A 14,793-nucleotide genomic window follows, 5' to 3' on the forward strand; every position below is an offset into this window, starting at 1 on the left:
CAGGAGGATCAGCCATGGCCATCGGCCCCATCGCGGTCACCGGTTCGATCGCGACCGACCACCTCATGCACTTCCCCGGCCGGTTCCGAGACCACCTCATCGCCGAGCAGCTCGACCGGCTCTCGCTGAGCTTCCTCGTCGACGACCTGGAGATCCGGCGCGGCGGCGTCGCCGCCAACATCGCCTTCTCCCTGGGCGTCCTGGGCAAGCGCCCGGTGCTCGTGGGGGCCGTGGGCGCGGACTTCGCCGACTACCGCTCCTGGCTGGAACGGCACGGCGTCGACTGCGGCGGCGTGCTGACCGTCGGCGGCGCGCACACCCCGCGGTTCACCTGCACGACCGACGACGACCAGTGCCAGATCGCCTCGTTCTATCCGGGCGCGATGGCCGCCTCCGGCTCCATCGACCTGGCGCCGATCCTCGCCTCCCGCGGGGTCGCCCTGGTGCTCGTCGGGGCCAGCGCGCCGGAGGCCATGCTGGCCCACACCGCGCAGGCCCACCGGCTCGGCGTGGCGGTCGCCGCGGATCCGTCGCAGCAGCTGCCCCGCCTGGACCGCGACGACTGCCGGGCGCTGGTGGAGGGGGCGGCGTACCTGTTCACGAACGAGTACGAGTGGGAGCTGCTCGTCCGCCGTACCGGCTGGTCGGAACGCGAGATCACCGAGCGGGTGGGGCTGCGGATCACCACGCTCGGCGCCAAGGGCGCGCGCATCATGGGGCGCGATGGCGCCGAGATCCGGGTGGACGCCGTACCGGCCCGAGAGATCCTCGACCCGACCGGCGTGGGCGACGCCTTCCGGGCCGGGTTCCTCGCCGGGGTCGACAGCGGGCTCCCCGTCGAACACGCGGCCCAGCTGGCCTCGCTGATCGCAACGGCCGTGCTGGAGAGCGTCGGCAGCCAGGAATGGCGGCTCACCGCGCGGGACGGGGAGGAACGATTGTCCGACGCGTATGGCCCCGCCTCGGCGGCGGCCATCGGGCCCTACCTGCGGGCTGTGCTCGCATGACCATTCTGGACGGGCGGCGCGTCGCCGAGAAGGTCGTCGCGGCGGCCGCCGCCGACATCGCCACGCTCGCTCGCGCGCCCGGGCTCGCCACCGTGCTCGTCGGGGACGACCCCGCCTCCGAGATCTACGTGCGGAACAAGCGGCGCCGCTGCGTGGCGGCGGGCATCCGCGACCTGCATCGCCGGTTCGGCGCGGACGTCACGCAGGACGAGCTCGCCGCCGCGATCCGCGCGCTCGGCGACGACCCCGGCGTCACCGGCATCCTGCTCCAGCTGCCGCTGCCGCCGCACCTGGACGCCGACGCGCTGGTGTCGCTGATCCCGCCGGACAAGGACGTGGACGGGCTGACCGAGACCAACGCCGGGCGGCTCGCGCTCGGCCGGCCCGGGCTGAGCCCCTGCACCCCGCTCGGCGTCCTGGAGCTCCTCGACGCCCACGGGATCGCGCTGGCCGGCGCCGAAGCCGTCGTCGTCGGGCGGTCCAACCTGGTCGGCAAGCCCATGGCGCAGCTGCTGCTGCGGCGCCACGCGACGGTGACCGTCTGCCATTCCCGCACGCGTGACCTCGCGGCGGTCTGCCGGCGAGCGGACGTCCTCATCGTCGCGGCCGGCATCCCGGGCCTGATCACCGCCGAGGCGGTGAAACCCGGCGCGACCGTGGTCGACGTCGGCATCCACCGCACCCCGGACGGCCTGCGGGGCGACGTCGACTTCGACGCCGTCCGCGCGGTGGCCGGCGCCATCACGCCCGTCCCGGGCGGCGTCGGGCCGATGACCATCGCGATGCTGCTGGCCAATACCGTCGCGGCCGCCCGCCGTACCGCCGGACGATGACGCCACGCCCGGCCGCGCGGGCGCGGCCGGGCCTGCGGCGTCCAGACAGATCAGGGAATGACCAGGTAGAACGGCAGGTCAGACCGGCCGACCGCGGCGGTGCCGGTGTAGACGGACAGGGTGTCGGCGCGGTTGCCGCACTCCACGCTCGGCGTGGTGCGCGCCATCACGATGCCCCAAGGCGTAGAACCGGTGGCCACCAGCGTGGCCACCGGCGTGAGCTCGTCCACCTTCAGCAACGGGTCCAGGAACCTCACGCAGTACACGCCAGCCGCGGGCTTGGTGAGGGACTTGATGCCCTTGGACTGCAACAGCGTGCCGTCGGCGGCCACCTTGGCCGACGCCTGAGCGTTAGGCACGACGGCCAGGCCCGGCCTGTCTTGCGCGGCCGGCCCGCCGTCGGCCAGCGCGACGCCGGGCGCACCGGCCAGCCCCAGCACCGCCATCCCCGCGACCACGCCGGACTTCAAGATCTCGATCATTACTCTCCCGAATGTCGTGAACCGAGGGTCCGCGACCCCGGCGAACCCGAACATCGGCAACGTATCGTGATCATGTCACTCCGAAGCGTGACACGCCTGATCGAGATCGATACTTGGCTCTTTCATGTGACAGGGACGTCACACGCCCTCAGCCTCGATCGGCGGCCCTTCTACGACCAATCCGGGACCAGTACACTCTGTTCACGCGGCGGTCCGATACGGGTCCCAAGCGGACGAATCTGCAATGGCCATCCAGGAGTCGACAGACGTGACCGGGCCAGCCCATCCCGTTCGGCCCGACGGCGAAGGTCCGCCGGACGGCTCGCTGCGCCTGCAGGTCCTCGGTCCGTTGCGGCTGTGGCGCGATGGCGTCGAACTGGACGCCGGCCCCCGGCAGCAGGCGCAGCTGCTGGCCCTGCTCCTGGCGCGCGTGGGCCGTCCGGTCAGCACGAGAGAATTGATCGACCTGATCTGGGCCGATGACGCCCCCGCCAGCGCGCTCAACATCATCCACAAGTACGTCGGGGCGTTGCGGCGGGTGCTCGAGCCCGCGGTCCCCGCCCGGGCGGCCGGCACATACCTGCACCGCCGCGGCGACGCGTACGTGTTCAGCGCCGGCCCCGCCACGCTGGACCTCCTCACGTTCCGGGAACTCCTCGAAGCCGCCCGGGCCGCCCTCGCCCAGCACGCTCGCGACGCGGCGCTTGACCACTACGTCAAAGCGCTCGGCCTCTGGCAGGGCCCCGCGGGGGACGGGCTTTCCTATGGATCGGCCGCGATGCCGATCCTGGCCGCCCTCGACGACGAGTTCCACGCCGCCTGCGCGGCAGCGGCCGAACTGGCGGTGTCGCTACACCGACCAGAGCGGGTGATCCCGCCGTTGCAGCTGGCCGCGTCGATGGCGCTGTTCCACGAACCCGTACACGCCGGCCTCATCACCGCCCTCGGCGCCGCCGGACGGCAGGCGGAGGCGCTGTCGGCGTTCCACGCGGTCCGTGACCGCCTCGCCGAGGAGCTCGGCATCGACCCCGGCCCGGCGCTGCAAGCCGCGCACCTGCGCGTGTTGACGCAGACCCCGAGGCCGCCGGTGGTGACGAGCACCGAGAGTGCGGGTGACCGCGCACCAGCAGCCGGGCTGGTCGGCCGGGGCGAGGAACTCGGCGTGCTGCGGCAGACCATCGAGGCGGCGCTCACCGGCCGCACCGGGCTCGGCATCGTCGAAGGCGAACCGGGTGCGGGGAAGACGCGCCTGCTGGAAGAGGCCGCCGCCACCGCGGATCGGCGTGGCGCGCTCGTCGTCTGGGCTTCCTGTCTGGAAGGCGACGGAACACCATCGATGTGGCCGTGGGAGCAGGCGCTCACCATCGTCCTCGACAGCCTGCCCGCGCCGGCGCGCGAGACGTGGCTGGCCAGCGAACTCGGCCGCCTCCTCGAATCTCGAGACGATGACGCCACAATTTCCGGCGGCCGCGCCCAGTTCCGCCTGTTCGAGCAGGTCGTCACCGTTATCGGCCAGGCCTCGGCAGAACGGCCGATGCTGCTGGTTATGGACGATCTTCAATGGATCGATGCCGCCTCGCTCCAGCTGTTCGGCCACCTGACGGGCCGGCTCCCCGCCGGCACCGCGATCATCAGCGCCCTTCGCGACCGCGCACCCACACCCAGCTCCGACCTTTCGCGGGTACTGGCCGCCGCCAGCCGGTTGCCCAGCCACCGCAGGATCCGGCTCGGCTCGCTCAACCTGACCGAGGTGGCCGAACTCATCCGCCGCGAGACCGGCCACGAACCGAGCGCGGACATCGCCCGCAACATCCACGTTCGCACCGCCGGCAATCCCTTCTTCGTCCGCGAACTGTCGCGGCTTCTCAGCGACCGCGGCGCGCTCGGCGACGGCGACGCGTCGGCCCGGGCCGGGGTGCCGTCCACCGTGCGAGACGTCGTCCGCGATCGGATGGCGGGCCTCGACGACAGCGCTCGCGACCTGCTCCGGGTCGCCGCGCTGATCGGCCGCGACGTCGACCTCGGCCTGCTCGCCCGCGCCGCCGGCGTCGACGTCGCCGACTGCCTCGAACGCCTCGAACCGCTGCGCGCGCTCGGCCTGCTCGAAATGGGGCCGGAGGACCCGTTCTCGTGGCGATTCGCGCACGACCTGGTCCGCGAATCGGTCACGGAGACAACGGAGCAGTGGCGGGCCATCCGGCTGCACCTGCGGGTCGCGGACGCGCTCGAAGAAAGCCAGGCGGACGACGAGTCCGTCACCGAACGCCTCGCCTTCCACCTGTGGGCCGCCAAGCCCCTCGCCGACCCGGTTCGTACCGCGGAGGCGCTGAAGCGCGCCGGTCGTCGCGCGGCGACCAAGCTCGCGTTCGCCGCCGCCGACCGGCACCTGCAATCGGCCGCCCAGGTCGCGCGGACCGCCGGGCTCCCGGAACTCGAGCTCTCCGCCCTCTCCCTCCTCGCCATCGCCCCGCGACGGCAAGCCGGGTTCGGCGGCACGACGTTCGATCTGCTGGAGCGCGCGGAACTCCTGGCCCGCCAGCTCGGCCAGGAGGTCGAGGCCGCCGGCCTCCTCTTCGCCCGCCTGTTCGGCGCCTACACCTTCCTGGAGTGGGATCGCGTCCGGCTGGTCCGCCGGCTGTACGAGCAAGGGGAAGCGTCCTCCGATCTGGTCGTCCGCGTGTACGGCCGGCAAGCCTGGGGCCTGCACCAGTGGGACATCGGCAACATCGGCGCGGCATACCGGTTGTTCAGCGGCAACAACCCCGCCCTTCTCGACGGGGTCGTCTCCTCGCACAGCGAGACCCCGATCCGGCGGGACGTCTCGGGTGAGTGGCCAGGCTGGCTGGCCGTCCTGACGGCACTGCACGGTGACGCCGAGACGGCGGGGACCATGATCGACAAGTGGAACGGCCCCGACGACCCGTACGCGGTCGCGACCTGGGCCTACTACATCACCATCATCGCGTCGATGGCCGGTGACGCGGGCTGGGTGCTGCGCACGATCCAGCGGTGGACGGCCGTGGGCACCGGCCGGACCGCCGTCCAGCAGGAGCACTACATCCGGCTGAACTGGTACTGGGCCCGCGCCCTCACCGGCGACGATCCGGCCGGTATCGCGGCGGAGGCCGAACAGCTCCTGGCCGGGACGCTGGTCGACCCGCCGCGGTGGGGCGTCGCGTACCACCACGGACTGCTCGCCGAGATGTGGCTGGCCGCCGGGATGCCGGACCAGGCGGGCCTCGCCCTCGACCGGGCGGACCAGGCCCTCGACGCCTACGGCCAGCGCTACGCCGAAGGACTTGTCCTGCTGCTGCGGGCGCGCCTGCTCCACGCCCGCGGCGAACCCGCCGACGTCGTACGAGCCGCTGCCGAGAAGGCCCGCGACCGGTCCAGCGAACGCGAATCCCACCTCTTCGCCCGCCGCGCCGAAAAGTTCCTCGCCGAGCTTTGATCGCCGGGCAGTCACCGGGGCGAGCTCATTCGAGTTCGACGGGTGATCAACCACCCGAACCCGGCCGCCGTGAAGAACATGACAATGCCGTACACCGCACCCGGGATGGCCATCTCGGCGCTGTTCAACAGCGCCGGGCTCAGGGCGATCGTGATGGCGAGCGCGGTGTTGTGGATGCCGATCTCAAACCCGGCCGCGGTGGCCGCGCGGTGGTCGACGCCGGCCAGCCGCGGCACGCCGTAGCCGATCAGCAGGCTCACGATGTTGAAGGCCAGCACGGCCAGCCCGACCGAGACGAAATAGCCGACGAGGTTCTCCCGCTCCCCGTACAGGACGGCGGAGATGACCGTGAGCAGGACCACGACGGACAGCACCCGGACGGGCAGGTTGAGCCGCCGCGCCAGCTGCGGCGCCAGCGCGCGCACGAGCATTCCGATCGCGACCGGCCCGAGCACCATCACGAAGACCTGCTGCAACTTGTCGACCTGCAGCCCGAGGGCGGCCCCACCGGGGAGGAAGTACCCGGCCGAGAGGTTCACCACGATCGGCAGGGTGACCACGACCAGCACCGAGTTGACCGCGGTGAGCGTGATGTTCAGCGCGACGTTCCCGCCGAACAGGTGGCTGAACAGGTTGGCCGTGGGGCCACCGGGCGACGCCGCGACCACCATCATCCCGACCGCCAGCTCCGGTGGGAGCCGGAAGGCGAGCACCAGGCCGAAGCAGATCGCCGGCAGCAGCACGACCTGGCACAGCAGCGCGACCACGGCCGCCTTCGGATACTGGCCCACCCGCCGGAAGTCGTCCAGGGTCAGGCCGAGACCCAGGCCGAGCATGACGATGCCGAGGGCGAAAGGCAGACTGGCCAGGACCAATGGGGAATCCATGGCGGACATTCTCGGGCATCCTGACAGCCTGTAGGGAGAGTCGCAGGCTGGCCGATCCAAACAACGCGGGCCGGACGACGCGGACCGCGATCAACGACCCGGTAGCCGAGACGAGCGCCCCACCACGTGCGCTCCGCCGCCGTCCGAGCCGCCCCCGACCGGGCCCGGACGTTCGCCGAACGTGCGGCGCGAACGGCTCATTGTCCGGTACTCGATTTGGGCGGTGAATAGACACCCCAGAGGTGGAAGACCAGCCCGATGCCCCAGAAGACTATGGACCACATGGGCCAGAAGAAGTTTTCCGGGTCGTAGAGCCGCCACACGATGACCTGGGCCACGTTGGCCACGACGTAGGAGAGCAGGTGGACCCGCAGCCCCCATTTCTTGGCGCTTTCGCTTTTCGTGGATCTCATGTCCGCAGGCTAAGTCGGCGTACTTGACGAGGAATGAATCGCTCGTTCAGTGATCGTCAAGTGCCCGGGTTGAACAATGGGGCGCGAAAACCACACGTCGAAAGGTTCACATGATGACGACGACTCGCCGAGCGGTGCTGGCCGGATCCGCCGCGGTCGCGACCGGCGCCCTGCTGGGAACGTCCGAGGCGCAGGCGCATCCCAAGCCCAAGCCCACCGTGGTACTCGTGCACGGCGCGTTCGCCGACGCCTCCGGCTGGAACGATGTCGCAGCCAAGCTCATCCGCGACGATTATCCGGTCATCGCCCCGGCGAACCCGCTCCGCGGCGTGGCCTCCGACTCCGCCTACCTGGCGAGCATTCTCGCCACACTCAACGGTCCGATCATCGTGGCCGCGCACTCCTACGGCGGAATCGTCGCCACCAACGCCGCCGCCGGCAACCCCAACGTGAAAGCGCTGGTCTACGTGGCCGCGTTCGCCCCCGACGAGGGAGAGTCCCTGCTGGAACTTCAAACGAAGTTCCCGGGCAGCAGACTCAACGAGGCGGCGCTGGACTTCCGCCCCTACGCCGAGGGCCTCGTCGACGGCTACATCAAGAAGGAGTTCTTCCACGACGTCTTCGCGGGCGACGTGCCGAAGCCGACCACGGACCTGATGCACGCCGGCCAGCGCCCCGCCGACGCGCGCACACTCGGCGAGCCGTCCGGTGCTCCGGCGTGGAAGACCATTCCTTCCTACTACCTGGTCGCCAAAAACGACCAGGTGCTGCCGGCCGCGGCGCAGCGGTTCATGGCCCAGCGGGCCGGGTCGCAGATCCGCGAGATCGCCGCCTCACATGTCGCGATGATCTCGCAACCTACCGCGACGGCCGACCTCATCAAACGCGCCGCGCGCTGACGCCTCGGAGACCCGGCGATGCATACCCGAGCTTACGAAGACCAGTGCGCCGCCGAGGAGAAGCGGCACAGCTCCGCCAAGCCGCCCGTCGGCAATCCGAAGCTCACCCTGTTCGCGCTGGCACTGGGCACCTTCGCGATCGGCACCGGCGAGTTCGGCAGCAACGGCATCATCCAGCTCTTCGCCGCTGATCTCGACGTGTCGATCCCCGCCGCCACACAGGCGATCACCGCCTACGCCTTCGGGGTGGTGATCGGCTCTCCGGCCATCACCCTGTTGGCCGCCCGGGTCAACCGGCGCACACTGCTGCTCGGCCTGGTCGTGCTCTTCCTGGTCGGCAACGTGCTGTCCGCGCTGGCGCCGGACATCGCGCTGCTCGTCGCCTTCCGGTTCGTCACCGGTAGCGTGCAGGGCGCGTTCTTCGGTGCCGGCGCCGTCGTCGCCGCGTACGTGTACGGGCCCGGCAAGGGAGGCAAGGCGTTCGCCACTGTGATGGGGGGACTCACCCTCGCCACCATCGCCGGTTCACCGCTCGGCACCTTCGTCGGCCAGCACGCCGGCTGGCGCGCCATGTACTGGACCGTGGTCGCCATCGGCCTGCTGGCCGGTGCCGCCCTGGTCGCCTGGCTGCCCCGTACGGACGATCTGCACGGCAGCCCCGTCCGCAATGAGCTGCACGGCCTGCGCCGGCTCAACGTCTGGCTGATGGTCGCCGTCGCGGCGCTCGGCATCTCCAGCATCTTCGCCGTCTACACCTTCATCGGCCCCTTCGTCACCGACGCGGCACGGCGGGACGCCGCGCTCATCCCGATCGCGCTCGCCGTCTTCGGCCTCGGCATGGCAGTCGGCAACCATCTCGGGGGACGTGTCGCCGACCGATCCGAGCACCGAGGGCTGACCTGGGGATACGGCGGCGTCCTGGGGCTCCTGGCACTGATCGGCGTGGCCGGTGAGAACCTGCTGATACTGCTGCCCTGCCTGTTCGGCGTCGGGGCGACCATGATGCTCGCGATCCCCACCATCCAGGTCCGGCTGACCGCTTTCGCGCCGGACGCGCCGACCCTGATGGGCGCGCTCAACCTGGCCGCCCTCAATCTGGCCAACTCTCTCGGCGCGGTCGGCGGCGCGCTCACCCTCGAAGCCGGTTGGGGAACCCTGTCCACCGTCTGGGCCGGCTTCGTTCTCACGTCCGCCGGTCTGCTCCTGTACATCGTGACCGTCGCCAGAAAGAAGCCGGCACCCGGCCCAGACTCGGCTCGACCGAGTGTCCGACGCTCCCGGATCACATTCTCCCGACCAGGGCCACGATGAGTGCCGCGACCCCGCTCTGCACCGCCGACAGCACCGCTTCCTTGGCGCCGCCCGCGATCGCCGTGCCCAGCGCGCGCAGGCGGCCCGGCTCGGACTCCACCGCCGCCACCACCGCGCCCGGATCGCTCACCGCGCCCTCCGGGGTCACCAGACCGGCGCGGGTCAGCGTGCCGATGAAGGCCCGCAGTTCCGCCACCGCCGCGTCCACCTCGGCCCGCGACATCCCCTCCCCCGTGTTGTTGACCGTGAAGCTGCTCCCGGCGCCGGTCTGCACGTAGCTGTCCCGGCCGATCTTGTTGCCGTACACGTAATCCGACATGCCGTACACCCCTCAGTTGTTGACGGTCGTCCGGCTACCGGCGCCGCTCTGCTCGTACTTGTCCCGGCCCACCTTGTCGCCCATCACCAGATCGCCTCGGACCTGGACGATCCGCTCCTGCGTCGGCGGATCCTCGATGGCGTCCACGATCTCGCCCTTGATCCGGTAGATCTCGTCCCTGTCGGTTCCCGACAGCGCGGTGAACTGCGTGCCCGCCGTCTCGATCGTCAGCGCGTACCTGGGCCGCCGGAACAGCAGCCGGTAGACCAGCACCACCAGCAGGTACGCCACCCGCAGCCCGCCCACCACCACCGCCGCCATCGCGAACTGCGCCGCCGCCTCCACCAGGTTGAACCCGGCGTCCACATCCAGCTCCGGCACCACCCCGAACGCCACCCCCGCGACCGCCCCGACCACCGCCAGCGCGGCCGCGATCCCCTTCAACGGATAGAACGTCGCCAGCCGCCCGCCCCACACCAGCCGCAGACTCTGCACCCGCGAAATGTTCGCCAGCGGATACACCTCATGCCCGATCCGGACGACCCGCTTACTGATCCGGATCTCCCCTACGTGCTGCTTTCCCATGCCGCCCTCACCTTCACGCCCACGCGAAGAACGGCTCCATGCTCACCCGATCACGACCGGATCGTGAGAGTACCCCCCTACCCAAACCGGGGCTATCGGACGAATGTCGATAGCATTCGCCGACTAATGAGCGTTTTGAGTGGCTGGAGAAACCTTTGAGGCGTTTCATTGCTTCCGTCAGTGCTGCGCTGGTTGTGCTCATCGCAGGATGCGGAGGTTCGGCCGACCCATCAGCGGACCCACCGGCCGACCCGGCGGCCAGTCCCACGGCAAGCCCGATGGCGGCGCTGGAGGCGCAGCTCGTGGCCAAGCGCGGGGTCAAGGTCAGCGAGATTCAGGAGACCCACGTCGACGGCGAACTCTTCAACAGCGGGAACCGCGACGGCGTCGTACAGTTCAGCGGCACCGGCGTCGACGGATACGACGTCACGATGAAAACCGAGCTGATGGACGCCCCCATCCGGACGCTCGCCATCGGTTCCTCCTCCTACCAGTCCGGCGGAGCGATCGCGGACGCGCTGCCCGACGGTAAGAAATGGCTGAAGTCGGAGAGCGAACCGGGAAAGCGGACCCCGTTCTTCACCCCGATGCTGATCCTGGAACCCGCCACCCTCAAAGCCGTCCTGGCGACGACGGCGAAGCAGTCCGGCGGCGGGTACGAAGGAACGATCACGCTGGGGGCTCTCCACGCCGTATCGCCGTCATTCCAGGCCGAGGACCTGACCGACACCCGAGAGGCCGGACTGGTGATGTCATGGCGGATGTCGGTGGGCCCGGACGGGCTGCCGACACGACTGGTCACGAGCTACTCCGACCCTGAATACACACTCGGCCCCCTCGAGAAGAAGAGCGACATTCGCTTCTCCTCCTGGGGAACCCCAGTGGAACTCGCATCCCCGCCGGAGAAAGAGACGAGCACCTGACGTCCCGAAATCAGGTCAGAAGCCGCGGCACTGGTCTTCCTTGTTGCCGCCGACGGCGTTGCTGCTTCCGGTTGGCTTCGGGTGGTTTTCCTTGCACTGGAGGTTGCCCTTGACTGAGTTGCGGTGGATCTGGGCGCCATGGTGATTGCCGACCACCTGGATGCTGCCGCCGACTCGGTTGTTGTTGACCCGCAGGTAGCGGCGGTTGGCGTCGAGTTGGATGTCGGCGTTGATCCGGGACGAGGTCACGGTGGCGGCGCCGCCCTGCTTCACCTGGACGCTGCCACGTACGATCGAGCCGGCGACCACGGACACGGCGCGGGCGCCCTCGGCCTGGACGTTGCCTTCGACGTTCACCTTGCGGGCTACCAGGGTCGCGTTCCGCTCCACCTTGATGGTGCCTTTCACGCGGGTGCCTAGGAGGGTGCAGGTCGCGCCCGCCGGGACGCGGATGTTGTCAAGGGTCGTGGCGCGGATGGTCCCCCGGCAGGTGCGTTCCTCCGCGAATGCCGGGGTGGCCACCGCCAGGCCGCCGACAACGGTACCGAGGACGGTTCCGGTCAGAGCCAGCTTGATCTTGTTCATGTCGTGCCCTTCGTCGGCTTCGGCCAGGGCTGCCTGGCCATACGAAGGATTTCGACAGGCGGTGAGGGCTCGGTGAGGCGTGCATTAGCGTCCTCTCACCCGGATTCGTGCTTGGCCAGGAAGTCGTTGACCGTTGTTTCGATGCGCTCGGGGAATTCGCCGTTGATGGCGTGGGAGGCCTCTGGCCAGAGTTCGACGGTGCCGTGGCGTAGGAGGCGGCGGGCGCGGGCCGCGGCTTTGCCGGGGTCGTGGATGATGCTGCGGCCGCCGATGATCACCAGGGTGGGGCGGTCGATTCCGGCGATCTGGTCGTCGGTTGGGTAGGCGGGCTGGGGAAGGCTGGTGGTGAAGTCGCGCATGCCGGACGCGATCAGGGCGGCGACAGGGTCGTCTTCGGAGGCGTCGGCGCCGCCGGAGATCCAGCTCATCAGGCGACGCCGTACGGCCTTGGGCATGGGGAGCACCGAGCCCAGCGAGACGATGACGACCTTCCAGGTGATGCCGCCGAAGGTGGCGCCCGGTTCGAGCAGGATGAGGGAGCGGATTCCGGCCGGCTGGTGTACGGCGAGGTTGAGCGCGGACCAGCCGCCGATCGACAGGCCCAGCACGTCGAGAGACGGTTCGGGCAGGCCATCGAGCAGGGATGCGAGCCAGGCCGCCTGGTCTTCGGCGGAGGTCAGGCGGCGGGTCTGCACGGACAGGCCTGGCATTCCGATGAGGTCCACCGCGTACACCGGGCGGCTTTTCGCCAGGCCGGCCAGGTTGGCTTCCCACATGGGCGCGGCCGCTGTGTGACCGGGCAGCAGGAGCAGCGGCACTCCGTCGGCGGGTCCGAATCGGTAGACGCGAACGCTGCCGAAGCCGGTCGGCACGTCCAGGGTCACGGTCGGCGCGGGCAGGGCTGCCATCGCGCGGTCGTAGGCCTTCCGATATCGGGCGTAGGCGGCCGCGTCACGGAAGTGGCCGAGCTTTCCCGCCCGGAATGCCGCCCCGACGTTCGGTTCCATGGCAACCTCCCATTTACGATACGTTCGTATTGTAAAGACTCTACGGGAGAGATGATGCCGAAGCGTGTGGACCATGACGCCCGTCGTGGGGAGATCGCCAGGGCGGCGCTCCGGCTGTGCGTGCGCGAGGGCCTGGCGTCGGTGACCATCGGACGCGTCGCGGCGGAGGCCGCCATCTCAAAAGGCCTGGTCCAGCACTATTTCCCCACCAAGGAAGCGCTGCTCCAGCTAGCCGCGGCCCTGCAGCGGCGCGATATCGAGAACGCCGTCGCGGCAGCCGTACAAAGGGATGATCCGCCGCATACGGCGCTGCGTCAGGTCCTGCTGGCGCTGGTGAATCTCGGTGCCGAACAGATCCTGGCCGGCCACGCGTTTCTCGCTTCCGCCGCCGCGAATCCCCAGCTTCACCGGCTCTACCGGGAGGGATCGTCCGCCGCGACCGCCGCCATGGCGCGGCTTGTTACCGAGGCCTGCGGTCCGGCTTCCGCCGAGGCGGAGGCGCGCATCCTGCTGGGCGTGGCAGGGTCACTCGCCGACGCGCGCATGCTGGGCGAGATCAGCCACGACGCGGCAATCGCGGTCCTCGATCTGCAGCTGAACCGTCTCCTCGAGGGTTGAGCTTCAGGAATCTTTCTGGTCGGGGCGCAGGGCGCCGACCACGGTGGCGATCTCGGCCAGGAGGCCGGACACGGTGGTCCGGTCAGTGCCGTTGATCGACACCGTGCGCACTTCCGTGGGCTTGGGCAGCTTCGCCATGATCTCGGGCAGCGAGCCGATCAGCAACGCCTGCAGGCTGGCCGGGGTCTGCTGGTTGTCGATGTCGGCCCGCAGCCGCGCGCGCTCCACGTCGAGCAGGGCCCGCTCGTGTTCGGACTGCGCCTGGGAGCGGGCCAGCTCCAGCTCGCCGTCGAGCTCCAGGCGCTTGAGCTCCTGCTCCCGCCGAATCCTGAGCCTGCCGGTCTCGGCTTCCTCGGCGTGCCGTTCGCGCTCCATCCGCAGCGCGTGCAGGGTGGTCTCGGTCTCCAGCTCGGACACCGCCCTGGCGTCGTCGTGCTCCCGCTGGGTGCGCCGCAGCCGCTCGGCCGCCTGGGTGTCGAACAGCCGGGCCTCGTTGCGGGCGCGCAGTTCGGCGAGCTCCCGCTCGTACTCCAGGCGCTGGGTCTCCTTGAGCCGCTCGGTCGCCATCTCCCGCTGGGCGATGGCCTCCTCGGCCTGCAGCTCGGCCAGCCGGGCGATCTGCCCCTGCTCGGACCGGTACGGCTTCTGGAGGTTCTCCCAGAGCCGCGACGAGCTGACGACGGCCTCCTTGATCTGCACGGTGACGATGCGCAGGCCGAGCCCCTGGTCGCTGTTGTCCTCGCCCTCGGCCACGGCGCGCAGCCGGGCGGTCAGCTCCTCGATGATGGGCTGCTTGTCGCTGAGCACGTCGCGGACGCCCATGGTCGCGACCTTGTCCTTGATCGCCGCCTCCGCCTGCTCCCGCAGCTGGAGGTTGACCAGCCGCATCGGGTCGTCCAGGTCGCTGAAGTCCAGCTTGCGGTAGGCGGTGCCGAAGTCCTGGATGATCCACTGCACGTAGCCCTGCACCAGCACGCCCTGCAATTCCCGGCAGACGCAGTACGCGTTGATCAGGATGGTCTGGGTGGCCCCCGGCACCACCAGGAAGGAGTCGATGGCGGGATTGAAGCGGAACGACACCCCGAGCCCGATGTGCAGCGGCGTCGCCCTGCCCCGCCGGGTGTGCACCACGAACGCGTTGGGCGGCACGAGCACGTTCTTCCAGCGCCAGAAGCCGGTGATCCGCACGTCCACCGGCCCTGGTGTCAGCTTCTCGCCCACGCCCCCGGCGAGTGCCCCCTCGCGTTTGGCCAGCGGGCTCGCCCGCCTGGCCGCCGGAGCCGCGGGCGCCGCTCCGGCCGCAGGGGCGCCGCGGCGGGCCCTGAGATCATCCTCAAGCACCGCCTGCTGCGCGACGACCTGTTGTAAATAGGCATTGCTGCCTTTGTCGGCGGCGCTCATCGTCCCCTCCTCGCGATCGCCGACGAGTCTCGCCTAAGCCGCAAGTCACCGCAACCGGAAAACCCGGACTGG

The 14,793-nt window shown here is 70.1% G+C and carries 15 protein-coding genes; 7 read left to right on the forward strand and 8 right to left on the reverse strand.

All coding sequences use genetic code 11. From position 1 onward, the window contains the following. The first annotated feature begins 14 nt into the window (after positions 1-14). Together Amac_RS27170 and folD are read left to right on the forward strand one after the other, a co-directional pair. Positions 15-1,007: a carbohydrate kinase family protein gene (locus tag Amac_RS27170; RefSeq protein ID WP_155357243.1), complete on the forward strand. Its 993-nt coding sequence runs from the start codon at positions 15-17 to the stop codon at positions 1,005-1,007. Further along, positions 1,004-1,840: a bifunctional methylenetetrahydrofolate dehydrogenase/methenyltetrahydrofolate cyclohydrolase FolD gene (gene folD / locus Amac_RS27175; RefSeq protein ID WP_155357244.1), complete on the forward strand. Its 837-nt coding sequence runs from the start codon at positions 1,004-1,006 to the stop codon at positions 1,838-1,840. Before Amac_RS27170 ends, folD begins: the two co-directional genes overlap by 4 nt. Positions 1,841-1,890: 50 nt before the next feature. Here folD and Amac_RS27180 read toward each other — a convergent pair whose 3' ends face one another. Next, complete coding sequence (locus Amac_RS27180; protein ID WP_155357245.1) at positions 1,891-2,322, reverse strand: hypothetical protein; 432 nt, start codon at positions 2,320-2,322, stop codon at positions 1,891-1,893. Positions 2,323-2,590: 268 nt separating this feature from the next. On the opposite strand from Amac_RS27180, the gene Amac_RS27185 reads away from it, so the two are divergent. Next, positions 2,591-5,773, forward strand: a complete 3,183-nt coding sequence (locus Amac_RS27185; RefSeq protein WP_218041300.1) for an ATP-binding protein — start codon at positions 2,591-2,593, stop codon at positions 5,771-5,773. 11 nt (positions 5,774-5,784) lie between these two features. Here the strand turns inward: Amac_RS27185 and Amac_RS27190 are convergent, their stop codons facing one another. Together Amac_RS27190 and Amac_RS27195 are read right to left on the reverse strand one after the other, a co-directional pair. Further along, positions 5,785-6,660, reverse strand: coding sequence for a bile acid:sodium symporter family protein (locus Amac_RS27190; protein ID WP_155357247.1), 876 nt, complete (start codon positions 6,658-6,660; stop codon positions 5,785-5,787). A gap of 197 nt (positions 6,661-6,857) precedes the next feature. After that, positions 6,858-7,073 (reverse strand): 2TM domain-containing protein, encoded by a 216-nt coding sequence (locus Amac_RS27195; protein ID WP_155357248.1) that lies wholly within the window; start codon positions 7,071-7,073, stop codon positions 6,858-6,860. Positions 7,074-7,183: 110 nt separating this feature from the next. On the opposite strand from Amac_RS27195, the gene Amac_RS27200 reads away from it, so the two are divergent. Then, positions 7,184-7,972 (forward strand): alpha/beta fold hydrolase, encoded by a 789-nt coding sequence (locus Amac_RS27200; protein ID WP_218041301.1) that lies wholly within the window; start codon positions 7,184-7,186, stop codon positions 7,970-7,972. A gap of 18 nt (positions 7,973-7,990) precedes the next feature. Further along, entirely contained in the window at positions 7,991-9,283 is a 1,293-nt protein-coding gene (locus tag Amac_RS27205) for an MFS transporter (RefSeq protein ID WP_155357249.1), read from the forward strand. Here the strand turns inward: Amac_RS27205 and Amac_RS27210 are convergent. Together Amac_RS27210 and Amac_RS27215 are read right to left on the reverse strand one after the other, a co-directional pair. Continuing rightward, positions 9,255-9,602, reverse strand: a complete 348-nt coding sequence (locus tag Amac_RS27210; RefSeq protein WP_155357250.1) for a hypothetical protein — start codon at positions 9,600-9,602, stop codon at positions 9,255-9,257. The genes Amac_RS27205 and Amac_RS27210 overlap by 29 nt on opposite strands. A gap of 12 nt (positions 9,603-9,614) precedes the next feature. Beyond that, positions 9,615-10,187 (reverse strand): DUF6232 family protein, encoded by a 573-nt coding sequence (locus tag Amac_RS27215; RefSeq protein WP_155357251.1) that lies wholly within the window; start codon positions 10,185-10,187, stop codon positions 9,615-9,617. A gap of 278 nt (positions 10,188-10,465) precedes the next feature. Here Amac_RS27215 and Amac_RS27220 point away from each other — a divergent pair, with 278 nt between their 5' ends. After that, on the forward strand, positions 10,466-11,110 hold the full coding sequence (locus Amac_RS27220; RefSeq protein WP_155357252.1) for a hypothetical protein: 645 nt from the start codon (positions 10,466-10,468) through the stop codon (positions 11,108-11,110). Positions 11,111-11,125: 15 nt separating this feature from the next. Here the strand turns inward: Amac_RS27220 and Amac_RS27225 are convergent, their stop codons facing one another. Both Amac_RS27225 and Amac_RS27230 read right to left on the reverse strand, forming a co-directional pair. Further along, entirely contained in the window at positions 11,126-11,695 is a 570-nt protein-coding gene (locus Amac_RS27225; RefSeq protein WP_155357253.1) for a hypothetical protein, read from the reverse strand. A gap of 95 nt (positions 11,696-11,790) precedes the next feature. Then, positions 11,791-12,702, reverse strand: coding sequence for an alpha/beta fold hydrolase (locus tag Amac_RS27230; protein ID WP_155357254.1), 912 nt, complete (start codon positions 12,700-12,702; stop codon positions 11,791-11,793). 66 nt (positions 12,703-12,768) lie between these two features. Between Amac_RS27230 and Amac_RS27235 the strand changes: the two genes are divergently transcribed. Next, positions 12,769-13,320, forward strand: a complete 552-nt coding sequence (locus tag Amac_RS27235; RefSeq protein ID WP_170322668.1) for a TetR/AcrR family transcriptional regulator — start codon at positions 12,769-12,771, stop codon at positions 13,318-13,320. Positions 13,321-13,323: 3 nt separating this feature from the next. Here Amac_RS27235 and Amac_RS27240 read toward each other — a convergent pair whose 3' ends face one another. Further along, positions 13,324-14,721 (reverse strand): SPFH domain-containing protein, encoded by a 1,398-nt coding sequence (locus tag Amac_RS27240; RefSeq protein WP_155357256.1) that lies wholly within the window; start codon positions 14,719-14,721, stop codon positions 13,324-13,326. Between the last annotated feature and the right edge of the window lie 72 nt (positions 14,722-14,793).

The organism is Acrocarpospora macrocephala (genome assembly GCF_009687865.1).
Classification (GTDB): domain Bacteria; phylum Actinomycetota; class Actinomycetes; order Streptosporangiales; family Streptosporangiaceae; genus Acrocarpospora; species Acrocarpospora macrocephala.

Excerpts from the sequence above, each read along its gene's own strand:
- Amac_RS27170 (WP_155357243.1), top strand. The coding sequence starts at position 15 with ATGGCCATCGGCCCCATCGCGGTCACCGGTTCGATCGCGACCGACCAC.
- folD (WP_155357244.1), top strand. The coding sequence starts at position 1,004 with ATGACCATTCTGGACGGGCGGCGCGTCGCCGAGAAGGTCGTCGCGGCG.
- Amac_RS27180 (WP_155357245.1), bottom strand. The coding sequence starts at position 2,322 with ATGATCGAGATCTTGAAGTCCGGCGTGGTCGCGGGGATGGCGGTGCTG.
- Amac_RS27190 (WP_155357247.1), bottom strand. The coding sequence starts at position 6,660 with ATGGATTCCCCATTGGTCCTGGCCAGTCTGCCTTTCGCCCTCGGCATC.
- Amac_RS27195 (WP_155357248.1), bottom strand. The coding sequence starts at position 7,073 with ATGAGATCCACGAAAAGCGAAAGCGCCAAGAAATGGGGGCTGCGGGTC.
- Amac_RS27200 (WP_218041301.1), top strand. The coding sequence starts at position 7,184 with ATGATGACGACGACTCGCCGAGCGGTGCTGGCCGGATCCGCCGCGGTC.
- Amac_RS27205 (WP_155357249.1), top strand. The coding sequence starts at position 7,991 with ATGCATACCCGAGCTTACGAAGACCAGTGCGCCGCCGAGGAGAAGCGG.
- Amac_RS27210 (WP_155357250.1), bottom strand. The coding sequence starts at position 9,602 with ATGTCGGATTACGTGTACGGCAACAAGATCGGCCGGGACAGCTACGTG.
- Amac_RS27215 (WP_155357251.1), bottom strand. The coding sequence starts at position 10,187 with ATGGGAAAGCAGCACGTAGGGGAGATCCGGATCAGTAAGCGGGTCGTC.
- Amac_RS27220 (WP_155357252.1), top strand. The coding sequence starts at position 10,466 with ATGGCGGCGCTGGAGGCGCAGCTCGTGGCCAAGCGCGGGGTCAAGGTC.
- Amac_RS27225 (WP_155357253.1), bottom strand. The coding sequence starts at position 11,695 with ATGAACAAGATCAAGCTGGCTCTGACCGGAACCGTCCTCGGTACCGTT.
- Amac_RS27230 (WP_155357254.1), bottom strand. The coding sequence starts at position 12,702 with ATGGAACCGAACGTCGGGGCGGCATTCCGGGCGGGAAAGCTCGGCCAC.
- Amac_RS27240 (WP_155357256.1), bottom strand. The coding sequence starts at position 14,721 with ATGAGCGCCGCCGACAAAGGCAGCAATGCCTATTTACAACAGGTCGTC.